This is a genomic window from Peristeroidobacter soli (assembly GCF_004138485.1).
Lineage (GTDB): Bacteria > Pseudomonadota > Gammaproteobacteria > Steroidobacterales > Steroidobacteraceae > Steroidobacter > Steroidobacter soli.
Genome location: NZ_RYEV01000003.1, coordinates 300,715 through 322,494, shown reverse-complemented (window position 1 = coordinate 322,494; position 21,780 = coordinate 300,715). Strand labels below are relative to the sequence as shown.

The 21,780-nt window shown below is 63.0% G+C and carries 18 protein-coding genes; 11 read left to right on the top strand and 7 right to left on the bottom strand.

The features are described 5' to 3' along the window. The first annotated feature begins 71 nt into the window (after window positions 1-71). A complete protein-coding gene (locus EKO19_RS10215) occupies window positions 72-842 on the top strand; it encodes a response regulator (protein ID WP_129776321.1) in 771 nt (256 codons plus the stop codon). 70 nt (window positions 843-912) lie between these two features. On the opposite strand, the gene EKO19_RS10210 is transcribed toward EKO19_RS10215, so the two are convergent. Continuing rightward, window positions 913-1,086 (bottom strand): DUF1328 domain-containing protein, encoded by a 174-nt coding sequence (locus tag EKO19_RS10210; RefSeq protein WP_129776320.1) that lies wholly within the window; start codon window positions 1,084-1,086, stop codon window positions 913-915. A gap of 170 nt (window positions 1,087-1,256) precedes the next feature. Between EKO19_RS10210 and EKO19_RS10205 the strand changes: the two genes are divergently transcribed. Continuing rightward, on the top strand, window positions 1,257-1,490 hold the full coding sequence (locus EKO19_RS10205; protein WP_217705240.1) for a hypothetical protein: 234 nt from the start codon (window positions 1,257-1,259) through the stop codon (window positions 1,488-1,490). Window positions 1,491-1,544: 54 nt separating this feature from the next. Here EKO19_RS10205 and EKO19_RS10200 read toward each other — a convergent pair whose 3' ends face one another. Together EKO19_RS10200 and EKO19_RS38230 are read right to left on the bottom strand one after the other, a co-directional pair. After that, window positions 1,545-2,423: an alpha/beta fold hydrolase gene (locus EKO19_RS10200; RefSeq protein WP_157995206.1), complete on the bottom strand. Its 879-nt coding sequence runs from the start codon at window positions 2,421-2,423 to the stop codon at window positions 1,545-1,547. Between the two features lie 80 nt (window positions 2,424-2,503). Continuing rightward, a complete protein-coding gene (locus EKO19_RS38230; RefSeq protein ID WP_157995205.1) occupies window positions 2,504-2,662 on the bottom strand; it encodes a hypothetical protein in 159 nt (52 codons plus the stop codon). Window positions 2,663-2,765: 103 nt separating this feature from the next. On the opposite strand from EKO19_RS38230, the gene EKO19_RS10195 reads away from it, so the two are divergent. Then, on the top strand, window positions 2,766-5,432 hold the full coding sequence (locus tag EKO19_RS10195; protein ID WP_175597015.1) for a serine/threonine-protein kinase: 2,667 nt from the start codon (window positions 2,766-2,768) through the stop codon (window positions 5,430-5,432). 167 nt (window positions 5,433-5,599) lie between these two features. Here the strand turns inward: EKO19_RS10195 and EKO19_RS10190 are convergent, their stop codons facing one another. Then, window positions 5,600-5,845: a hypothetical protein gene (locus EKO19_RS10190; protein ID WP_129776317.1), complete on the bottom strand. Its 246-nt coding sequence runs from the start codon at window positions 5,843-5,845 to the stop codon at window positions 5,600-5,602. Between the two features lie 151 nt (window positions 5,846-5,996). Further along, a complete protein-coding gene (gene ilvA, locus EKO19_RS10185; protein WP_129776316.1) occupies window positions 5,997-7,517 on the bottom strand; it encodes a threonine ammonia-lyase, biosynthetic in 1,521 nt (506 codons plus the stop codon). Window positions 7,518-7,584: 67 nt separating this feature from the next. Here ilvA and EKO19_RS10180 point away from each other — a divergent pair, with 67 nt between their 5' ends. Together EKO19_RS10180 and EKO19_RS10175 are read left to right on the top strand one after the other, a co-directional pair. Then, window positions 7,585-8,910, top strand: a complete 1,326-nt coding sequence (locus EKO19_RS10180) for an aminotransferase class V-fold PLP-dependent enzyme (protein ID WP_129776315.1) — start codon at window positions 7,585-7,587, stop codon at window positions 8,908-8,910. A gap of 12 nt (window positions 8,911-8,922) precedes the next feature. Beyond that, on the top strand, window positions 8,923-9,342 hold the full coding sequence (locus EKO19_RS10175) for a hypothetical protein (RefSeq protein ID WP_129776314.1): 420 nt from the start codon (window positions 8,923-8,925) through the stop codon (window positions 9,340-9,342). On the opposite strand, the gene EKO19_RS10170 is transcribed toward EKO19_RS10175, so the two are convergent. Further along, a complete protein-coding gene (locus EKO19_RS10170) occupies window positions 9,339-10,190 on the bottom strand; it encodes an alpha/beta fold hydrolase (protein ID WP_157995204.1) in 852 nt (283 codons plus the stop codon). The two genes, EKO19_RS10175 and EKO19_RS10170, sit on opposite strands and share 4 nt — an antisense overlap. A gap of 247 nt (window positions 10,191-10,437) precedes the next feature. Between EKO19_RS10170 and EKO19_RS10165 the strand changes: the two genes are divergently transcribed. The 6 genes from EKO19_RS10165 to EKO19_RS10140 all read left to right on the top strand — a co-directional run bounded on the left by EKO19_RS10165 (window position 10,438) and on the right by EKO19_RS10140 (window position 19,933). Then, the gene (locus tag EKO19_RS10165) at window positions 10,438-12,582 is read left to right on the top strand and encodes a S9 family peptidase (protein WP_175597014.1); all 2,145 of its coding nucleotides are present in this window, start codon (window positions 10,438-10,440) and stop codon (window positions 12,580-12,582) included. Beyond that, complete coding sequence (locus tag EKO19_RS10160) at window positions 12,579-13,682, top strand: NAD-dependent epimerase/dehydratase family protein (RefSeq protein WP_129776311.1); 1,104 nt, start codon at window positions 12,579-12,581, stop codon at window positions 13,680-13,682. The genes EKO19_RS10165 and EKO19_RS10160 overlap by 4 nt, the downstream gene beginning before the upstream one ends. A gap of 136 nt (window positions 13,683-13,818) precedes the next feature. Continuing rightward, entirely contained in the window at window positions 13,819-14,754 is a 936-nt protein-coding gene (locus tag EKO19_RS38585) for a hypothetical protein (RefSeq protein WP_175597013.1), read from the top strand. Between the two features lie 43 nt (window positions 14,755-14,797). Further along, window positions 14,798-16,342 (top strand): tetratricopeptide repeat protein, encoded by a 1,545-nt coding sequence (locus EKO19_RS10150; RefSeq protein ID WP_129776310.1) that lies wholly within the window; start codon window positions 14,798-14,800, stop codon window positions 16,340-16,342. A 277-nt stretch (window positions 16,343-16,619) separates the two neighbouring features. Beyond that, window positions 16,620-18,701 (top strand): 3-hydroxyacyl-CoA dehydrogenase NAD-binding domain-containing protein, encoded by a 2,082-nt coding sequence (locus EKO19_RS10145; RefSeq protein ID WP_129776309.1) that lies wholly within the window; start codon window positions 16,620-16,622, stop codon window positions 18,699-18,701. 29 nt (window positions 18,702-18,730) lie between these two features. Then, entirely contained in the window at window positions 18,731-19,933 is a 1,203-nt protein-coding gene (locus EKO19_RS10140) for an acetyl-CoA C-acyltransferase (RefSeq protein ID WP_129776308.1), read from the top strand. Between the two features lie 51 nt (window positions 19,934-19,984). Here EKO19_RS10140 and ilvB read toward each other — a convergent pair whose 3' ends face one another. Beyond that, on the bottom strand, window positions 19,985-21,778 hold the full coding sequence (gene ilvB / locus EKO19_RS10135) for a biosynthetic-type acetolactate synthase large subunit (RefSeq protein ID WP_129777346.1): 1,794 nt from the start codon (window positions 21,776-21,778) through the stop codon (window positions 19,985-19,987). Between the last annotated feature and the right edge of the window lie 2 nt (window positions 21,779-21,780).

Below are 21,780 nucleotides of genomic sequence, written 5' to 3'. Positions count from 1 at the left end.
GCATTCAGTCCCGAGCGCCCAGTTCTCGAACGTTCTGCCGCGCCGCTAAAGAAACCGTCTCAGGAGTCTCCATGGCCTTAGCTCACGCCATCGCCGAACATCTGCCCTATCTGCGCCGGTACGCCCGCGCGCTGTGTGGTACGCAGAAAAGTGGCGATGCCTATGTCCGGGCATGTCTGGAAGCCATTGTTGCCGATACATCCGTATTGGATGCCCGCCTGTCCCCAAGGGTTGGGCTGTATCGCTTGTTCCACAAACTCTGGAACAGCGCGCACGTCGAAGTGCCCGCGGCCGCGTTGAAGCGTGACGCGGATGGCGTCGAGCGCCGCTTGAGCGAGCTCACCCCGGCGCGCCGTCAGGCGCTGCTGCTCACGGCGATGGAAGGATTCAATATCAGCGACGCGGCCCACATCCTCAGCGTCGATGAAGAAGAAGTAAAACAGATGGTGAGCCAGGCGGTGCGGGAGATCTCCAATCAGCCCAGCACCAAGGTCCTTATCATCGAGGACGAGCCCATCATCTCTCTGGACCTGCAGAGCATCGTGCGCGAGATGGGTCACACCGTCGCCGCGATCGCGACCACCCGCGACGAAGCGGTCCGCGCCGCTCGCAAGACCGAGCCGGGCCTGGTGCTCGCGGACATCAAACTGGCCGACGGCAGCTCCGGCATCGACGCGGTCCGCCAGATCCTGAGCGAGGTCGAAGTGCCCATCGTGTTCATCACCGCGTATCCGGAGCGTCTGCTGACAGGCGAGCGTCCCGAGCCTACATTCCTGGTCACCAAGCCGTTCGTGCCTGAAACCGTGCGGGTTGCCGTCAGCCAGGCTTTGCTGTTCGCATAACGCCAGTCCTGCATTCGGGCATAAAAAAACGGGGCCAGTCGGCCCCGTTTCTTTTTGCTTGTCCTGCTTGTCACACCGGGGGCCTGCCGCGCAATGCGCCACCCACCAATGCCACCAAGGTCAGGACCAGGAAAATAAAGAAACAGATTTTCGCGATACCGGCCGCGGCACCGGCAATGCTGGTGAAGCCCAGCACCGCGGCAATGATCGCGACCACAAAGAATGTCAGCGCCCAAGACAGCATGTGAACCTCCGTACCCTCGTTGAGAAATCTTCAGCTTGCAACCTCCTTATCGCTCGCCGTTTCAGTCTCCGAACGCGCGAACTTATGTCCGGTTCCAGCGCAGCAATCCGGAACTTACCGCAGTCGTAAACGTTTTTCTGACGAAATTCAGTACCAGCGGAGGAAACATCATGAAGACGACGACTGCGAAACTGCTCTGGTCCGCGATGCTCGCCACCACCCTGAGCCTGAGCCTGGCGGCCTGCGAGAAGAAAGGCCCGGTGGAACAGGCCGGCGAGGAAGTCGACGAAGCCATCGACACCATGAAGAACGGCGGCAAGGAATCGACGGCCAACAAGGTCGACGACGCCATGGATGAAGCGCGCGACGGCGCCAAGGACGCCGCCGACGAGCTGAAGAAATAATCGATCGCTCGTTGGTTTCGGGGGCCTGCGTTGCGCCAGCGACGCAGGCCCTTTTCATTGGGTCTCGAGGAACTCTTCGATCAGCGCCGCCACTTCACCCGGCCGCTCGTGATGCATCATGTGGCCGGCGTCAGCGACGCTGGCGAGCGTGAGATTGCGATACACCGACCGCAACTTCGACTCGGCCAGCTCATCGCCCATGCGCTTCACCAGATCGGACTGATCGCCCGATACAAACAACACCGGCGCCTCGATCGCCTGCCAGCACGCTTCGGCCTGCTCGCGTGAGTACAGCACGGGGTTCACTCGTTTGTGTTTCGGGTCGGCCCGCAGTTCGATCTTGCCGTCGTCGCGCGGCTGTCCCCAGGAGCGCGCGATGAACTCCAGACGATCTCTCGGCGTGCGCGGGTTGCGACGGCCGAGCACACGAACCAACTGGTCGTAACTTTCGTAGACGGCGAATTCGGTGCCTTGCTTCACCTCATCGAGCCATTGCGCGTAGCGAGCAGGCGCCTGATCGGGCGTCGTGCGCGGCATCCCAAAGCCTTCGAGGCTGATGAGCCGGCGTATGCGTTGCGGCCGCACGCCGGAATACAGCGTCGCGATGTTGCCGCCCATGCTGTGACCGACGAGATCGACCGGCGCCCCTGGCGCCAGTTGGTCCAGCAGCGCGTCGAGATCGGCAAGGTAGTCTGGAAACCAATAGCCATCGACGGGGCGCTGGGTCCGGCCGAAGCCGCGCATGTCGATGGCGACACAGCTACGGTCGGCGGCAAAACAATCGACCAGGAACTGATAGGTCTCGCCCGTATCGCCCCAACCGTGCAACAGCACCAGCGGCTCCGGCTCGGTGCCAGGCCAGCGATACCCATGGAAGGTCAGGTCGCGCGCCTGGAGCTGTTGGTGTTGGAGGGGGCGCAGCGATCTATACATGAAGGGCGAGGAGGCTGGGGAGGAATGGCGATGCCGTACGCCTTTCGGCCACGGCATCGCTCACTTTCGTCGGCGTGCGATCAGGGCTTCTGCGGGGTGCGGACCACGCCGTCACCGGCGCGAACGACCTTCTTCTTGCCAGCCTTCTTCTTGCCAACCTTCTTTTTGGCGATGACGACCTTTTTCTTGGCCGCCTTCTTCTTGCCGGCCTTTTTGCTCGCCTTACGCTTCGTTGCCATGATTCCTCCGGGTTAGTCCCACTTTTCAGTTTTGTGTCACGTTAGTCTCGTGCCATAAGAATATTACACGGTTGCTCGGCCTCTGATGCATGATTGGCGTCCGATGGAAAACGGCAAGAACATTCACGAACAAGTCACGACCATCGTCGCGCACGCGCGTGGAATGAGCACGCAGGACCGGGGCGACTACGTGCGCCGCGCCTGCGGGGCCGATGAAACATTGCTGTCGCATGTCATGCAGGCGCTCGGCGACGCCCTCGGCGAAAGGGCGGCGCAGGAGCAAGGCTTCTGGGACGAAGTCGCGGCCGGCGAAAGCATCCGCATGTCGCCGCTGGAATCGCTGGAAGGACAACTGCTGGGCCGCTACCGCATCGTGCGCAAACTCGGCTCCGGCGGCATGGGCGACGTGTATCTCGCCGAGCGCGCCGACGAGGAGTATCAACAGCGGGTCGCGCTGAAGATCGTGCGCGGCGGGCTGTTCTCACCGCAGATTCAAAGCCGCCTACGCATGGAGCGGCAGATCCTGGCGACGCTGCAACACCCGAACATCGCGCGCCTGCTCGACGGCGGTCGCGCTCCCGATGGCACGCCGTATCTGGTCATGGAGTACATCGATGGCGAGCCCATCGATGCTTATTGCGACCGTCGCCGCCTGCCCATCGAGGCACGGCTGCAACTGATCCGCACCATTTGCGGCGCCGTCCATTACGCGCATCAAAACCTGATCGTGCATCGGGATCTGAAGCCCAACAACATCCTGATTACGCCAGACGGCGTGCCCAAACTGCTGGACTTCGGCATCGCCAAGCTGCTCGACTCGCGCCACTCCGCGCATACGCTCGCAGTCACCCACTTCGAGTACAGAGTGATGACGCCCGCGCATGCCAGCCCCGAGCAAGTGCGCGGCGATGTGATCACCACCGCCAGCGACATCTACGTGCTGGGCGTACTGCTCTACGAGTTGTTGTGCGGGAAGCGGCCGTTCCATTTGATCGGTACCAGCCTCACGGACATGGAACGCATCATTTGTGAGCAGGAGGCCTTGCCACCTAGCGCGATGGTAGCGCGCGTGCATTCGGAATCACCGGAGCTGATGGCGGACTTCGCTGCGCATCGCGCGACAACGCCCTCGCGCCTCGAGCGTGAATTGCGCGGCGATCTGGACAACATCATCGGCATGGCGATGCGTAAGGATCCGGAGCGTCGCTATGCATCCGCGGAACAACTCGCGGCGGATCTGGAGCATCACCTTTCGGGCCAGCCGGTACTAGCAACCAGTGACACCTGGCTGTATCGGACACGCAAATTCATCAGGCGGCATGCCTGGTCGGTGGCCGCGGGTGTCGTGGCAGTGGTTACGCTCGCCGCCTTCTCCGCTGTCACTTACATCCAGTCGCAACGAATTGCGGAGGAACGCGACGTTGCCACCGCCGAGCGGACTCGCGCGGAGCAGATCTCGTCGTTCCTGGTGGAGCTGTTCGAGCTGTCCGATCCTTCGCGTAGTCGCGGCAATCAAGTGACCGCCCGCGAAATGCTCGACATCGGTGCACGACGGATCCGCCTGGGTCTGAATGATCAACCCGAAACGCGGGCGACGCTGTTGGGAACCATCGGGCGCGTTTACGGCAGCATGGGGCTCTATGACAGCTCCGTGGAGTTGCTCGAAGACGCCTTGAAGTCACGCGTGCGTATTCACGGCGAACGAGCGCCCGAGGTTGCGCAAGCACGCGTGGCGCTCGGCAACGCGCTCTGCGATCGCGGCCAGCTCGACGCGTGTGCCGAGCATCTCAACGCGGCGTTGACCATGCAGAAGGAATTGTTGGGCGCCGATGCGCTGGCGATCGCGCCGACGCTGCAGGCTCACGGCCGTGTGGCACAGCTGCGCGGAGAGCTGGACGTCGCGGAGCGCTATTTCAACGATGCGCTCGGCATCTACAAGCAGCATCAGAAGGACCGCACTATCGAGGCGGCGTCCGTGATGAGTGAGCTGGCCAGCCTGGATGCGTATCGCAGTAACTTCGAGCACGCGGCGACGTTGTATCGCGCGGCGCTGGACATCGATCGTCAGGTGCTCGGCAACGATCACCCGAGCACCGGCATCCATGTGCAGAACCTGGCGTTCACGCTGCAATCCCAGGGCAAGCTCGACGAAGCGGCGCCGCTCTATACCGAATCGCTGCAGATCCTGAGCAAGGTGTTAGGCGAAACGCATCCGATGACTCTGGATGCCAGCGGCAACTACGGCCGCTTCCTGCACCGTCGCGGCGATCTCGCGCAGGCGGAGCAGGTATTGGTGCGAGTCGTCGAATTGGATCGCAAGGCCCGCGGCGATCAACATCCTTACGTCGGGCACGACCTCGTGAACCTCGGCCTGGTACGCATCGATGCCGGCAATCCAGCTCGCGCCCAGGAAGACTTCAGCGCCGCGTTGGCAATCTATGCCGCCACTCTACCGGCCGACCACCCCTACACCGCCTCCGCTTTGTCCGGCCTCGGCCGCGCCCAGCTCGAACAAGGTCGCCTGAAAGAAGCCGAACAGACATTGCGCCAGGCTTCGCAAATCGCCACCAAATCCCTGGCCGCCGACAGCCCCCAACTCGCCGCCATCAACAGCTCCCTCGGCCGCACCCTGCTCGCCCAAAAACGCCCCACCGACGCCGCGCCCCTCCTGCGCGACAGCTATCCCATCCTCGCCAAAGCCCAAGGCGAAGACGCCGCGATCACGAAGCGTGCGAAGGAAGCGCTGGCCAGTCTGGGCAGCGCTGAGTAGCCGCTCGTGATTACAAGCGGTTCTGCGACTCTTTGGTAAACGTTGGCCGCGGCGGCCAGACCGGGCACAGCTCCTCGATCACGGCCATCAGGTCGTCCAACGCCTGAAACGGATCGGCAGGCGTAGCCGCAGGCGGAATAACACCACCCCCGGCAGCTATTGGAGCGTCAGTTGATTTCTCGGAGGAGCTCATCGAGCAATTCCATACGGTCGAACAACTGAAAGTACTCGCGCACTTCCTTTATGTCCACGGCGCTCCGGTTGGCACGCAGTAGTGCTCGAATGTCTTCCATATCGCGCGTGCGGCGAGGATCGTTGATCCAGCCCTGGAGCTTGAAACCGATCAGTCCCTCGGTGCTGATGACACGCAGATCACCGAAGGAGGTTTTTACCTCGCGGGCGCCAGCCAGCAATCTACGAGCGATCGGGCGGCTGGCGTACAGGAAATCGACCCGCTCGTCGCGGCGCTTCGATGCAGGCAGTCGTATCCGAGACCAGTCGCAGCGCCGTCGTAACTTCGGCGATCTGTCTTCCGAGGCGGGAGACTGGCGCCGCCATCGCTTGTCATCCGCCCAGGAACATCTTGTAAGCCGCGTTATCCGTTTCCTCCGCGTACACGTACTTCAGTTCGCGGACGTGCAGGTCGAACTCGGTGCTTTCGGTCGGTGGGATCTGGACGCCGACCAGGACGCGGCCGTAATCGGAGCCATGGTTGCGGTAGTGAAACAGGGTGATGTTCCAGCGGGTGCCGATGGCGTTGAGGAACTTCAGCAGAGCGCCGGGGCGTTCGGGGAATTCGAAGCGGAACAGGCGTTCGTGCTCGAGGCCACGGGCGTGGCCGCCGATCATGTAGCGGACGTGCAGCTTGGCGACTTCGTTGTCGCTCATGTCGTGCACGGTATAGCCCGTGTCCTTGAGCGACTTGATGACCGCCTCTTTCTCACGGCGCCCGTCGCTCAACGAAAAGCCGACGAACAGCTGCGCGGACGTGGCGTCGCTGTAGCGATAGTTGAATTCAGTGACGGCACGCCGGCCGAGCTGCTCGCAGAAGCGCAGGAAGCTGCCCTTCACTTCCGGAATCTCCACCGAGATCAGCGCCTCGCGCTGACCGCCGATGTCGGCGCGTTCAGCCACGTGGCGCAGCCGATCGAAATTCACATTGGCGCCGCAGTTGATGGAGATGAACGTACGGTCCTTGCACTGCTCGCGCTGAACGTAACGCTTGATCCCCGCCACCGACAGCGCCCCCGAAGGCTCGACGATGGTGCGGTTCTCTTCGAAGATGTCCTGCATCGCCGCGCAGATCTCATCCGTGCTGACCAGGATGATTTCATCGACGTACTCGCGCGCCAGTCGAAACGTTTCCTCACCGACCCGGCGCACGGCGACGCCGTCGGCAAAAATGCCCACCCGCTCCAGCATGACCCGCTTGCCCGCCTGCAGCGACCTGGACATCGCGTCCGCATCGTCGGGCTCGACGCCGATGATCTTGATCTTGGGAAACAAATACTTCACATACGCCGCGATACCCGCGATCAGACCGCCGCCGCCGACCGCGATGAAGATGGCGTCGATCTGCTCGCCGGCGCACTGGCGCAACAGCTCCATGCCGATGGTGCCCTGACCGGCGATCACGTCCGGATCGTCGAACGGATGAATGAACGCCAGCTGGCGCTCGCTCATCACCTTCATCGCATGTTCGTAGGCCTGATCGTAATCATCGCCATGGAGCACGACCTCGGCGCCGTGATCCAATACCGCCTGCACTTTGATCTGCGGGGTGGTCTGAGGCATGACGATGGTGGCCGGAATGCCGCGCCGCCTGGCCGCCAGCGCCACGCCCTGGGCATGATTGCCGGCGGAGGCGCAAATCACGCCGCGCTTGGCGGTCGTTTCCGACAGGTGTGCAATCTTGTTGTAAGCGCCCCGAATCTTGAACGAGAACACCGGCTGCAGATCCTCTCGCTTGAAGAGAATGCTGTTGCCCAACCGGCGGCTGAGCCGCGGTGCCGCGTCGAGCGGAGTGGCGATGGCGACGTCATAGACGCGCGCTTTGAGAATACGTTCGAGGTAATCGTGGGACATACAGGCCAGGATACCGCATTCCTGCAATAATGCGCGCCGCGCCAGACCCTCACATCTGAATGTCCGCATGAACGATTCGACCCCCCGCCTGACCCGCCGCGATCTGCTCGCCTCCTCCGTGGTGACATCACTGGGCGCCGCTGCCCTGGGGGCATCCGCACCGGCCGCATCCCAACCCATCGGCAGCATGCCGGCCACGACCAAGGAGTTGTGGCAGTGGTTTCGCACTCAACCGGTGCTGGATCTGCAAAGAACGTATCTGGACGTCGCGACCGCGGGCCCGACCTTACGGGCCGCGATGGCGACTGAATATCGAGTGCGCGACTCGCAAAGCCTGAACCTCGCCTCGTTCGCCGAGGGTCAGTGGAGTGCCGAGAGCACACGCATGGCGACCGCATTCGGTGGCTTCATCGGCTGCGACGCCGACGAGGTCGTGTTCACGCGAGGCACGGGCGAGGCACTCGCGACGGTCGCGAATGGTCTCGACCTGAATGCCGGCGATGAAATCGTCACGACCAATCGCGAACATCCGGCGACGGTCAGTCCGTGGCTGCTGCTCGCGAGACGCCGCGGCATCGTGGTCAAACAGATCGACTTGCCGGCACCGATGAGTGGCCCCGAGCAAGCGCTCGGCCTGTTCGCCGGCGCGGTCACCGACAAGACCAAAGCGATCCTGTTCTCGCACGTCCAATATGCGGACGGCACGCTGATGCCGGTACAGGAGCTGTGTCAGTTCGCCCGCAGCCGCAATCTGATCAGCATCGTCGACGGCGCGCAGGCAGTGGGCATGCTGGACTTCCAGCTGCGCGACCTCGGCTGCGATTTCTACGGCACCTCCTTTCACAAGTGGCTCGGCGGCAGCAACGGCACCGGCATGCTGTATGTTCGCCGGGACATGCTCGAGCGCATCTGGCCGACTCTGCCGCGCGGCATCGATGCGTCACCGCCGGTCATCACGCCGACTCAATCGAACGGTCACATCGGCGTGCCGGCGGCGCTGCATAAATTAGGAAACATCGTGCCGCTGAGCTGGGCACCGCTGCGAGGCGCCGAAGTGGCGCTCGATTTCCAGCAGCAGGTCCTGCGCAGCCGGATCGAAGCACGCATTCGCGAGTTGACGATCTACGCACGTCTTCGCTTGCAACAACTGCCGGGCGTCGAAGTGCTGACGCCGAATCGTCCTGGCCTGTGGGCCGGCATCCTCGCCTGCCACGTACCCGGACGCCTGGCTTCCGACATCACACTCGGGCTGGTGCGAGGTCATCGCGTGTTCGCGCGCGACCTGCAATGGCCCGGCAAGAGCGAAGGCGCGGTCCGCATCTCGTTGCACGCGTTCAACACGCACGACGAAATCGACAAGCTGTTCGCCGGTCTACAACAAGTACTACGCTAAGTCCCGAACATCATGGTGGAACTGAGTTATCTGCTGATCATGGGCAGCCTCAGCGGCCTGGTCGCTGTGCTGGCTCATTCGGTGATCTATTCCGTGTACGAGCTGATCAGCTCGCGCGGCACGCACATGAGCTCGGTGAGCCTCACCGATGCGTTCCTGCATCTGATCTGCGGCACCGGGCTCGGACTGTTGTTCTGGCTCAGCTGGGGATTGGCGGGCGTGGTCGACGTGCCATGGTGGATTCGCGGCATATCGTTCGCGATGCTGTGCTGGGTGCCGGTCTCGTTGCCCGCGGTGGTTGCGGCATGGATCAGCGCCGCGCCCGAGCGCGGCTTGTCCACGAAGACGATGGCGTTGATGGCGTCGCGTTGGGCGACGACCTGCCTGATCGCAGGTCTCGCCTGTGCCTGGAGCTGGGAGCGATCGGCCTAACGATCGAAGAATTCGCGGGCCACGGAAGTGAAGCGCTGCGGAGCCGCGCTCAGGAAGCCCTGGCCATAGTCGGGCAGATCGAGCATCGACCCGTTCGGCAACGACGCGCGGGCACGACCCGAGTGCTCCCAGAACTCATCCTTCAACCGCAACACCAGCGACGACTGTTTCACCAGCGGCAAGCGCTCGGACGTGGGGTACTCGAGCATGGAGACGAACGCCCGGGTTCCGGCAGCGCCGGCCCGGAGCCGATCGCTCAGCTCATCGGTCAAGGCGCTGATGGGCGCACCCGGTCCACGACGCTCCAGCGTGCGCTTCCACTCTTCCGACACATCGCTGCCGTCTTCACGCGAACCCGGTGACGGGACATTTTGCAGAAGTGAAGCGCGATCCTGCGCCGAGTAGGACGGCACGCCCCACAACAGCACGCGACGGATCGTCTGCGGACGAGTAATGGCTAGCTCAGCCGCGACCAGCGCGCCCAGCTGATAACCCGCGAGATCGACATTGCGCAGACGCAGGCTGTCGACGAAATCGCCGATCGCGGCGGCCAGGTCGGCGACCGTCGCCTTGCTGGTGGCCGGATCCGAATCACCATGCCCCGGCAGATCGGGCGCGTAGACGCTGCGGTCATGCCCGAGCTCGCGCAGGACGGGTGAGAACAACCGGCCTGACCCGCCACTGTGATGCAGGCAGACAACCGGTGTACGCTCGTCGAAACCGCCGCCCGAAGGGTAAGCCGTGGACAGATGAATCTGGCCGTGACGGCTCTCGGCATAGGAGCGGCGCACGTGCACGACGGCGGGCTGAGGTAAGGGCAGGCGGTTACGATACTTGGCTTGAATCACTCGAAGTCCCCTTTTCTGACGCTCCATGCGACCGACGCCTCCGTGCGAGTTGAGCGTGGCTCTCGCGAGCCGTGTGCGCCGGTCGCGTATTCAAACGGGGCCGTGCACTTGCTGGACAGTCGAAAGTGTACGTAGCGATGACGGCCAAGAAATGGACCCACTTCTCAGCTTGCACAGCACGGCCCGACGCTTGGTTAGACTAATGTCAATTGCACACAGAACAGCAAGAGGCACACCGATGATCCGCATGCCGCTCTTTCGCAGTCATGAGCGCGGGCATTGTCATAAGCAAAATCCGCACAGCGCCACCGGCGTGGTCATACTCATCGCCGGCATCGTGCTCGCGTCCCTCGCGCATGCCGAACCTTACACGGCCGCGGCGATGTGGCAGCTCCAGCGACTCGGCACGCCGGATATTTCTCCTGACGGGCGTCTCGCGGTCGTGCCGGTCACACGATACGACGTCGACAAGAACAAGGGCGATACCGATTTGTGGCTGGTGCCGACCAAACCCGGCAAGTTGCGCCAGCTCACCAGCTCCGGCGGCTCGGCTGCATCGCCCGCGTGGAGCCCCGACGGTGAAATGATCGCATTCGTCGGCAAGCGCGGCGACGATAAACAGCAGCAGCTTTATGTCATTGCGGTCGGCGGCGGCGAAGCGCGTCGCGTGACCAATGTCCCGACCGGCGTGATTGCGCCGAAGTGGTTTCCCGATTCGCGGCGCATTGCCTTCCTGTCGCAGGTGTGGCCGGACCTCGACACCTGGCCCGAGATGGACAAGCGCATGACCGAGCGCAACGAAGCGAAGATGACCGCGAGGGTGTGGGACAAAGCGCCCATCAGTCATTGGGATCACTTTCTCGACGACCGCGACACGCACATCTATTCCATCAGCATCGACGGTGGCGAGCCGCAGGCCATCACGCGCAATGCCGGCGTGTCGCTGGATCGTGGCGAGCCCGATGGGAATTCTTACGACATCTCGCCCGACGGCACCGAGGTCGCGTTCGCGGTCGACACCGACAGCAGCGGCATCGATCCGAACTTCGACATCTTCACGCTGCCGGTGGAAGGCGGCTCGCCGCAGAATCTCACCAACCTGACCAAGGATAATGCGGCCGACGACACAGTCCCGCTGTACAGTCCAGACGGTCGGTCGCTGGCATTCCGCCGTCAGGTGATCAAAGGCTTCTACGCGGACCGCGCGCGCCTGATGCTCTACGACCGCCGCGCCAGCAAGCTGCGCAATCTCACCGAAGATTGGGATCGCTCCGCCGACGGTCTGGTCTGGTCGCCTGACAGCTCATCTCTATTCGGCGCGATCGACGACGCCGGCACCCGTCGCATCTATCGTTTCGATACCGGCGGCGGCGAGCCCAAGCCGGTCACGCGCGAACACAGCTTCGACTCGCTCGCGATTGCGGGAAGCGGACCGGTGATCGTCGGCCTGCGCCAGAGCTTCACCGAGCCGCCCACCCTTGTGAGCATCATTGCACGCACCGGCACGCCGACCAAGTTGTCGGACTTCAACGATGGCGTACTGTCGCGACTCACGCCGGGCAAAGTTCAAAGCGTCACTTATAAGGGCGCCAACAACGAAGACGTGCAGATGTGGGTGGTGTATCCACCGAACTTCACGCCGGATCGCAAGTGGCCGCTGTATCTGCTCCTGCACGGTGGTCCGCACAACGGCGTCACCGATGCCTATCAATGGCGCTGGAATGCGCAGGTGTTCGCGAACTGGGGTTACGTCACGGCCTGGCACAACTTCCACGGCTCGAGCGGCTTCGGTCAGGCGTGGGCCGATTCCATCACCAAGGAATGGATGGCTTTGCCGTATGAGGACACCATCAAGGCCGCCGACTGGTTCCGCGCCCAGCCCTGGATAGACAGTGAACGAATGGCCGCTGGCGGTGGCAGCTTCGGCGGGTATCTTGCGTCTGCTTTGTTGGGCAAGCCGCATCCGTTCAAAACTCTGGTGGCGCACGCGGCGGTGTACAACCAATACACCGAGTACGGCAGTGATTTCGGCGCGGAAAAGAAACGCTTCGGCGAATTCTGGGAAGACGTTGAACGCTTCGCGCGCAATTCACCGCATACTTTCGCGGCGAACTTCAACACACCGACCCTGGTGATCCACGGCCAACTGGATCAACGCGTGCCGGTGAATCAGGGCATCGAGCTGTTCAATGTGCTGCAGAACCGTGGCGTGCCCAGCAAGCTGGTGTACTTTCCCGACGAGAACCACTGGATCCTGAAGCCGCAGAACTCGCTGTTCTGGTACGAAACGTCGCGACAATGGCTCGAGAAATATGCACGGCCCGGTCCCGGCGATGCCAGCGCGGTGTCGTCCGCCCCGGGTGAGACCACTCAAAACAAGGTGTCACAATGACGATCAATCGACGTGAAGCACTGTTGATGACGGGGGCCGCGGCACTGCTCGCGGGACAAACATTCGCGGCGCAGCCCCAAAATAAATCGAAACCCGGGAAGCCTCTCAGCGTCCTGATCCTCGGCGGCACGGGCATCAGCGGTCCGCACCTGGTGCGTGAATTGCGCGACGGCGGCCATCAGCTCACGCTGCTGAATCGTGGCAAGCGCAATCCCGGCCTGTTCAAGGACATCGAAACCTTGATCGGCGATCGCAACGGTCCGCTCGACGTGCTCAAGGGTCGCGACTGGGACGTGGTCGTCGACAACTCCGGTTACTTCCCTCGCCAGCTGAAGTTGAGCACCGAGCTGCTGAAGGATCACACGCAGCACTATATTTATGTGTCGAGCATTTCCGCTTACGCCGATCTCACGCCGCCGGGCATCGATGAGGATTACAAACTCGCACCGCTGACCGAGCCCGATGCCACGGAGATCTCCAACGACAACTACGGCGGCTTGAAGGCCGCGTGCGAACAGATCGTCGAGAAAACCTTCGGCGAGCGTCAGGCGGTGATTCGTCCTTCATATATTGTCGGGCCCGGCGATTCGTCGGATCGCTTCACCTACTGGCCGGTGCGCGTGGCACACGGTGGCGAAGTGCTGGCGCCGGGCACGGCGAACGACACGGTGCAGTTCATCGACGTGCGCGACATGGCGGACTTCATGCGCGCTTGCGTCGAGCGCAAAATCAAAGGTCGTTACAACCTCTGCAATCCCCCGGGCTCCGTGACCATGGGCGAATTGCTCGAGACCAGTAAGCGCGTGTCGAAATCGAACGCGACGTTCACCTGGGCGAGTCAGTCGTTCATCGAACAGCAGAAGCTCATCGAGAAAGGCGAGATTCCGATCTGGGCGCCGCCCATCGGTAAAGAAGCCGGCGCGACGCTGGTCAGCTCGGCGCGAGCTGTGGCGCAAGGCCTGCGGTTCCGCGATCTGGACACGACCATCAAAGACACGCTCGCCTGGCACAATCAGCGTCCGGCCGAAGAGAAAGCCAAGCTGCGCGCGGGCCTGACCGCTGAGCGCGAAGCGGAGCTGCTCAAACAATTGAAGGCCTGATCTCGATGTGACATATGACCGGAGGCTGTCACTAATGACGGCCTCCGATAATCCAACCGACTGCGTCAGTCGAACAGAAGAGATGGACTCTCGTCGCCGCCGGAGTGACGATAGAGATCTGCTTTTGGAGACTGCCATGTCGTCACTCGTCATCCGCTCAGCAGCCCGTTCCCTCCCCGCTCGAGTCGTTCTCAGTTGTATCGCGCTGGCAATACTCAGCGCCTGCAATCGTGGCGAACAGCCCGCCAGCCTGTTGCCGAGCGAGCCGGCCGAATTGACCTGGGCGCGCGCCGCTCTGGAACGCAATCCGCGTTATGAAGTATTGGCCAGCGACTCGCAGACGCGAGTGTTCACCGTACGCGATCGCTCGACCGGCCAGGTTCAGACGCTCAACCTGAACGATCTGGCCGCGGCTCCCATCGCTCAGTTGAGAGCGCCGCCGGCGGTCGCCGCCGCTCCCGCGGCACCAGAACCCCCAGCGACCACGGCAGCCGTGCCGGCCGCTCCTCCAGCGCCAGCAGCGGCGCCGGCGCCAAACGCGGCACCTCCGGCAAATCCGCCTCCGCCCGCAGAGCCTGCGCAAGTCGCCGACAACTCACCCGCTGCCGCCGCCGAGCGCGCTCAAGCTGCTGAATCCAACTACACCATCGATCGTTCGGGCGGACAGCTGCGTGTCTCCGGCCCTGGCGTCAGCATCGTCAGCTCCGGCAAAGGCACCGCATCGGGCACATCGACTGCGGCTGGCACACGCGCGAGTGAGCCGATCATCTGCGAGGGCAAGCGCATGCTGAAGCTCGACGATCGCAAGATGTACGTCGAAGGCGACGCGATCATCGCCCGCGGCGGCTGCGAGCTGTACATCACCAACAGCACCATCGTGGCCACCGGCACGGGCCTGATCGTCGAAGACGCCATCGTGCACGTCGCCAACAGCCACATCGAAGGCTTGAACGGCTCGTTCAATGCCACCGACCGCGCCAAGATGTTCGTGCGCACCTCCACCTTCACCGGCGTGCCGCGCCGGGCGGAGTTCGCGAGCGTGCTGGATCAGGGTGGCAACGAATGGCGCTAGCCATTGGCGATTGATACCACGGCGGCACTAAACTAGCGCCGCCGTGGAAGCCCCGACCCAAGAACAACAGCCCGCCGCCAACCGTTTCCGGACTGCCAAGAGAGTGGCGGGCTTGGTCGTGCTCGCCGCACTCGTGTCATGGCCCATCCTTCGCAGCTGCACGCCCGAAACCCCGGAGCCAACCCTCCCCACTGCGCCGGTGCGTGAGGAATTCCACGCGTCCAAGCCTCTGCGCCTGCAACTGGAGAGCGAAGCGGAGGACGCCGATATCGCGTGGCTGCGTTACGAGCTGAACCACCTGTTGGCTCGCGGCAAGATGCACATGTCCGCGGTCTCGACCGATCCGTCCGATCCCAAAGTGTTCACCTTGCGCGTGACGCTGAGCGAGGACGGCAAGCAAGCGAAGCTCGCGCTCATCGCACCCGATGACGTCGTCGATCGAGAAAACCCCTTGCCGCTGCCGGACGACACTCGTCTCGCGACCATCAGCGCATTCGCTACCGCGTTACCCCGCTTCTTGAACGCCGCGCATACGACGGGCGATTGGGTCGCGCTGGTCGGCACCGAAGACGCCAAGGCGTACGACACGTTTCTGAACAGCTCGCTGGAGTGGTCGGGCCGGCAAAGCGCCGGCTTCACTCAGCCGCCAGCGGCGCCGGGTCGCGCGCGCTCGGTGGAACGGCTCGAATCTCTGATTCGCAGCCAGCCAAAGTTTGCGCGTGCCTGGGGCGCACTGGCCGCCGGTTATCTCAGCCTGGGCGGTGAAGATGAAACATCGCTGACGCAACTCGCCGAAACCACCGCCGAACATGCGCTCACGCTCGACGACAGCATCGCCGACGCGCACGCCGCGCTTGGCCTGGCTCATCTGCGACGAAACGAATGGGTCGCGGCGCGCGAGCAGTTCGAGCGCGCGTTGACGCTCGACGCGCAAACGGGCGCCGCGCTCGAAGGGCTTGCATGTTTGCTGGTGGATGCGGGTCGCTATAAGGAAGCCGCGCCATTCGCTGCGCAAGCCGTCGCGATACAGCCGCAAAGCGTCGGCGCGAACGAATGTTTCTCATATACGCTCACGACGACGCCTGCCCCGCCATCGATGCAAGCGACGCCGTCACCCGTGCGCGCACTCGAAGCCATCCTTGCTGGCGACAACCCGTCGGCCAAAGAAATATTGCAAGGCTCGCTGAGCACGCCGGATTTCAATCGCTGGGCCCTGCCGCTGCTGCGCGCGGCAGACAATCGTCGTCACATTCCCGAAGCGTTGCAGGCGGTGACGCTCGCGGCGAGTGAACAGCAGATCGATCCGTCGACGGAAATTCTGTGTGGCGCGGCGTTGAAACAACCTGAGTTCGTTTTCAATCGCATGTCGCGGCTACAGCGACAGGGCGAGCGCTTGCCGTTGCGTGTGCTGTGGATGCCGCAAACGCAGTTCTTGCGCCAGCACTCGCGCTTCGAACAAATCGTGAGCGCCGCCGGACTGCCTGCCTTCTGGCAAGAGCAAGGGGTCGCGGATGTGTGCGCTGCGGAGCCCGCGCTCTACGGATGCAAAGTCCATCCGACCACGACCAAATCCTCCGACCGACGCTGATTGTCGGACCATCCGACCGCGACTGATCTTTCTGGTCGAAAGTGGCCGAGGCCCTTTCGACGCTAGCGCGGCGAAAGGCGCGACTTTCACCGCGCTAACCCGTTGATTGCCTGTTGGTAGCCAGCCCGCGCAGCGGAATGCTTTGCAGTGCGGTAAAAGTCACCAAAGTGCGCCATAATGCCGCCCCCGCGACGTCGTGGCAGTCACGGCGGTGTCAGCATCGCCCGCTTCATTCCGCCTCGCGGACCGATCACTCAAGTAAACAGGAGACGCACCGATGGGGGCAATCAACGCCGTGACCGACCTGTCCGTGGAAGACGGGATCGCGATCATCACAATCAACAATCCGCCCGTGAATGCGCTGGGACATGCGGTGCGCGACGGCATCGTCCAGGCGATGCAGAAAGCGGACGCGGACGCTGCGGTGAAAGCGGTGGTTTTGATTTGCGAAGGCCGCACCTTCCACGCCGGCGCGGACATCACCGAGTTTGGCAAGCCGCCGGTGTCGCCGTGGCTCCCTGAAGTCGTCACCGAAATCGAGAATGTGAGCAAACCGACGGTCGCCGCGATTCACGGCACCGCGCTCGGTGGCGGCCTCGAAGTTGCGTTGGGTTGTCACTATCGCGTCGCCGTTCCTTCGGCGAAGTGCGGTTTGCCCGAAGTTCATCTCGGTTTGTTGCCGGGCGCCGGCGGCACGCAGCGTCTGCCCCGCATCGTCGGTCCTGAGCAAGCACTGGCCATGGTGACATCGGGCGCGCACATCGACGCGAAGACTGCGAACGCCGCTGGCCTGATCGACGAGATCGTTCCCGAAGGCACGCTGCGCGCCAGCGCGATTGCCTTTGCGAAGAAAGTCGTCGCCGAGAATCGCCCGCTCAAAAAAGTGCGCGACATGAACGACAAGGTCGAAGCCGCGCGTGGCAAGCCGGAGCTGTTCGCTGATTTCCGCAAAGCCAATGCCCGCAAGTTCCGTGGCTTCCTCGCTCCCGAATACAACATCCGCACCATCGAAGCCGCGGTGAATCTGCCGTTCGATGAAGGCATGAAAGTCGAGCGCAAGCTGTTCCAGGAATTGATGGGCGGCGTGCAATCGGCCGCGCAGCGCTATGTGTTCTTCGCCGAGCGCGAAGTATGGAAGATTCCGGATGTGCCCTCGGACACGCCCACCTTGCCGATCGCGAAGGTCGGCATCATCGGCGCCGGCACCATGGGCGGCGGCATCGCGATGAACTTCGCGAACGTCGGCATTCCCGTCACCCTCGTGGAAACCAGACAGGAAGCGCTGGAACGCGGCCTGGGCGTGATTCGCAAGAACTATGAGACCACCGCGAAGCGCGGCAAGCTCAAGCCGGAAGACGTCGAGAAGCGCATGGGCCTGCTGACTGGCACGCTCGCGCTGGAGAAGCTCGCCGACTGCGATCTGGTCATCGAAGCCGTGTTCGAAAACATGGATGTGAAGAAGGACGTGTTCGGCAAGCTCGACAAGATCGTCAAGCAGGGCGCCATCCTCGCCTCCAACACTTCTTATCTCAATGTGAATGAGATCGCGGCCGCCACCCAGCGTCCGGAGTGGGTACTCGGCCTGCACTTCTTCTCGCCCGCGAACGTGATGCGTCTGCTCGAAGTCGTGCGCGGCGAGAAAACGTCCAAACAAGTCATCGCCACCGCCATGCAGCTCGCCAAGAAGATCGGCAAGATCGGCGTGCTGGTCGGCGTCTGCAACGGCTTCGTCGGCAATCGCATGCTCGCGGCCCGTCAGGCGCAAGCGCAGGCGATGCTCATGGAAGGCGCGATGCCGTGGGACATCGACAAGCCGCTGTATGACTTCGGCATGCCGATGGGGCCGTTCGCCATGGGCGACCTCGCCGGCCTCGACATCGGCTGGAGCAAGGAAACCTCGAAGAGCTCGACGGTACGCGAAGTGTTGTGCGAAATGGATCGTCGCGGTCAGAAGACCGGCGCCGGCTTCTATGACTACGACGAGCAGCGCAATGCCAAGCCTTCCGCGGTCACCGAGAAGATCATCAAGGACTTCGCCGCCAAGGCCGGCGTCACGCCGCGCCAGATCTCCGAACAGGAAATCCTGGAGCGCTGCATCTATCCGATGATCAACGAGGGCGCCAAGATTCTGGAAGAGAAGATCGCGATCCGCCCGTCCGACATCGACATCGTGTGGATCAACGGCTACGGCTGGCCGGTGTATCGCGGCGGCCCGATGTTCCATGCCGACACCGTCGGCCTTGCCAACGTCGTCGCCAAGCTCAAGGAATATGGCCCGAAACTCGGCGCCGACTTCAGCATCTCGCCGCTGCTGGAAAAGCTCGCGGCCGAGGGCAAGAAGTTTCAGGATCTCAAGTAACTCTCTCGATTGACGTAAGGAACATTCCAATGCGTGAGGCAGTCATTGTTTCCACCGCGCGTACGCCGATCGGCAAGGCCTATCGGGGCGCGTTCAACAACACTCAGGGTCAGGAGCTGGCCGGTCATGCGATCGCCGCAGCGGTGAAGCGTGCCGGCATCGACGGCGCCCTGATCGAAGATGTCATTCTCGGCTGCGCCTTGCAGCAGGGCTCGACGGGCGGCAACGTCGCTCGTCAGGCACTGCTGCGCGCGGGCTTGCCGGTCACGGTGTCCGGCATGTCGATGGATCGTCAGTGCTCGTCGGGCCTGATGGCCATCGCGACCGCGGCCAAACAGATCGTTCACGACGGCATGCAGATCGCGATCGGCGGCGGCGTCGAATCGATCTCGCTGGTGCAGAACGACAAGATCAACAAGTTCCGCGCCGCCGACCCGTGGCTGGTGAAGAACATTCCGCAGATCTATATGACGATGATCGAGACCGCGGAAATCGTCGCCGAGCGTTACGGCGTCAGCCGCGAAGCTCAGGACGAATATTCATTGCAGTCTCAGCAACGCACCGCCGCGGCACAGTCGGAAGGTCGTTATGACGCCGAGATCGCGCCGCTGGCTTCGACGATGATCGTGACCGACAAGGAAACCGGCGCGACCTCCGAGAAGGCCGTGAACCTGAAGCTCGACGAAGGCAATCGTCCGCAGACCACGCTCGCCGACCTGCAGAAGCTGCAGCCGGTGTTCAAGGGTGGTCAGCGCATCAAGGAAGGCAAGTTCATCACCGCGGGCAATGCTTCGCAGCTGTCCGACGGCGCCTCGGCTTGCGTGCTGATGGAAGCGAAGGAAGCGGAGAAGCGCGGCCTGAAGCCGCTCGGTGCCTATCGCGGCATGATGGTCGCCGCGTGCGATCCGGACGAGATGGGCATCGGTCCGGTGTTCGCGGTGCCGAAGCTGCTGAAGCAGCACGGCCTGAAGGTGGACGACATCGGCATTTGGGAATTGAACGAAGCGTTCGCCAGCCAGGTGCTGTACATCCGCGACAAGCTGGGCATCCCGAACGACAAGCTCAATGTGTCGGGCGGCGCCATTTCCATCGGTCACCCGTATGGCATGTCCGGCGCTCGCATGACCGGCCACCTGCTCATCGAAGGCAAGCGTCGCGGCGCCAAGTACGGCATCGTGACCATGTGCGTGGGCGGCGGCATGGGCGCGGCCGGCCTGTTCGAGATCTTCTAAAACCGCGGCACGGGCAGAGATCGACAGGTCTCTGCTCGTGCCCGATGCGATTTAAAACATTTCCGACGCGTCCGGCGGACGGATCTGACTGGGCGAATTGCGGCTGGCGATGTGCTGGCCGGTGATCATTTCGTTATAGGCCTGCCCCGGGCCGACCATGGGATAGACGCCGGCATCGGGGTCGATCATGACCTCGAGGAACGCCGGGCCCTTGAACTCGATGAACTCGCGAACCACGCGTTCGATGTCTTCCTTGCGATCCAGGCGAACCGCGTACGGGAAGCCGTCGGCCTGCGCGGCCTTGATGAAATCCTTCTTGTGCAGCGACTTGTCGCTGGCCGACAGGCGGCCTTTGAAGAACAGCTTCTGCCACTGCTTCACCATGCCGTCGCCGCAGTTGTTCAACACCACGATCTTCACCGGCAGGTCATAGGTCGTGACCGTTTCCAGCTCGCCCAGATTCATGCGAATACTGGCATCGCCGTCGATATCGATCACCAGCTTGTCGGGATTGGCGATCTGCGCGCCGATCGCGGCCGGCAAGCCGAAACCCATGGTGCCCATGCTGCCCGACGTGAGCATCAGGCGCGGAAAGCGAAAATCGAAGTACTGCGCCGACCACATCTGATGCTGACCGACGCCGGTGCTGATGATGGCGTCGCCCTTGGTCAAACGGTTGATCTCTTCGATGACGTGATACGGCTGAATCAGCGCGCTGTCGCGGTCGTAGTTCATCGCGTGATCGCGACGCAGCTGCGCGCAATGCTCGAGCCAGTCCGACCAGTCGCGCTTGAAGTTGCCACGGCGGCCGTACGCCAGCAGCGTGCGCAACGCTTCGGGAAGCATGCCCACGTGATGCCAGTGGACCGACTTCACCTTGTTCACTTCGGACGCGTCGATATCGATCTGCGCGATGCGCCTGGCATTGGGCGCGAACTTCGACGGATTGCCGGCGACGCGATCGTCGAAACGCGCGCCGAGCGTGATCAGGAAGTCACAATCGTCGACCGCATAGTTCGCGAACGCCGCGCCATGCATGCCGAGCATGCGCATCGACAACGGATGAGTCGTATCGAAGGCGCCCAGCCCCATCAACGTCGTGACCACTGGAATATTGAATTCGAGCGCCAGCTCGCGCAGCGCCGCCGAGCCGCCCGACTGAATCACGCCGCCCCCGGCATAGATCAACGGCCGCTTGGCCTCGCCCAGCATGCTGAAGAACTCGGCGCATTGAGCCTCGGACAGAGAGCTGCGCAGCAGCCGGTTCATGCGATGCCGATAGCCCGGCACGGGCAGCCGGCCGGTGCCCTGGAACGGGCCGCGCCAGTTCTGCACGTCCTTGGGAATGTCGATGACCACCGGACCGGGCCGGCCGGTGCGGGCGATCTCGAACGCGGTCCGGACGGTGGCTTCCAGCTTTGCGGCGTCAGTCACCAGGAAGATGTGCTTGGCGACCGAGCCCATGATGCTGGCCACCGGCGCCTCCTGGAACGCGTCGCTGCCGATCGCGCCGGTCGGCACCTGGCCGCAGATCACAACGATTGGCACCGAATCGGCCATGCAATCCCGGACCGGGGTTACCGTATTGGTCGCGCCCGGACCCGAGGTCACGACGCACACGCCGACCTTGCCGGTGGCCCGTGCATAGCCCGCCGCCATGAAGCCGGCCCCCTGCTCGTTGGCCGGAACGACCAGCGGCATGGGCTTGGCGCCGTCTTTCACGCCATCGCGGTTGTGGACGAAGATCGCGTCGTATGTCGGCAGGATCGCGCCGCCGCTATAGCCGAAGACCGTCTCCACGCCTTCGTCGGCGAGTACCTGGACGATGACCTCGGCGCCTGACATCT

Bases quoted from the DNA above. Each gene is read 5' to 3' on its own strand.
- EKO19_RS10140 (WP_129776308.1), top strand. From the start codon at position 18,731: ATGCGTGAGGCAGTCATTGTTTCCACCGCGCGTACGCCGATCGGCAAG.
- EKO19_RS10175 (WP_129776314.1), top strand. From the start codon at position 8,923: ATGGTGGAACTGAGTTATCTGCTGATCATGGGCAGCCTCAGCGGCCTG.
- EKO19_RS10195 (WP_175597015.1), top strand. From the start codon at position 2,766: ATGGAAAACGGCAAGAACATTCACGAACAAGTCACGACCATCGTCGCG.
- EKO19_RS10145 (WP_129776309.1), top strand. From the start codon at position 16,620: ATGGGGGCAATCAACGCCGTGACCGACCTGTCCGTGGAAGACGGGATC.
- EKO19_RS10160 (WP_129776311.1), top strand. From the start codon at position 12,579: ATGACGATCAATCGACGTGAAGCACTGTTGATGACGGGGGCCGCGGCA.
- EKO19_RS10200 (WP_157995206.1), bottom strand. From the start codon at position 2,423: ATGTATAGATCGCTGCGCCCCCTCCAACACCAACAGCTCCAGGCGCGC.
- ilvA (WP_129776316.1), bottom strand. From the start codon at position 7,517: ATGTCCCACGATTACCTCGAACGTATTCTCAAAGCGCGCGTCTATGAC.
- EKO19_RS10180 (WP_129776315.1), top strand. From the start codon at position 7,585: ATGAACGATTCGACCCCCCGCCTGACCCGCCGCGATCTGCTCGCCTCC.
- EKO19_RS38230 (WP_157995205.1), bottom strand. From the start codon at position 2,662: ATGGCAACGAAGCGTAAGGCGAGCAAAAAGGCCGGCAAGAAGAAGGCG.
- ilvB (WP_129777346.1), bottom strand. From the start codon at position 21,778: ATGTCAGGCGCCGAGGTCATCGTCCAGGTACTCGCCGACGAAGGCGTG.
- EKO19_RS38585 (WP_175597013.1), top strand. From the start codon at position 13,819: ATGTCGTCACTCGTCATCCGCTCAGCAGCCCGTTCCCTCCCCGCTCGA.
- EKO19_RS10165 (WP_175597014.1), top strand. From the start codon at position 10,438: ATGCCGCTCTTTCGCAGTCATGAGCGCGGGCATTGTCATAAGCAAAAT.
- EKO19_RS10205 (WP_217705240.1), top strand. From the start codon at position 1,257: ATGAAGACGACGACTGCGAAACTGCTCTGGTCCGCGATGCTCGCCACC.
- EKO19_RS10215 (WP_129776321.1), top strand. From the start codon at position 72: ATGGCCTTAGCTCACGCCATCGCCGAACATCTGCCCTATCTGCGCCGG.
- EKO19_RS10210 (WP_129776320.1), bottom strand. From the start codon at position 1,086: ATGCTGTCTTGGGCGCTGACATTCTTTGTGGTCGCGATCATTGCCGCG.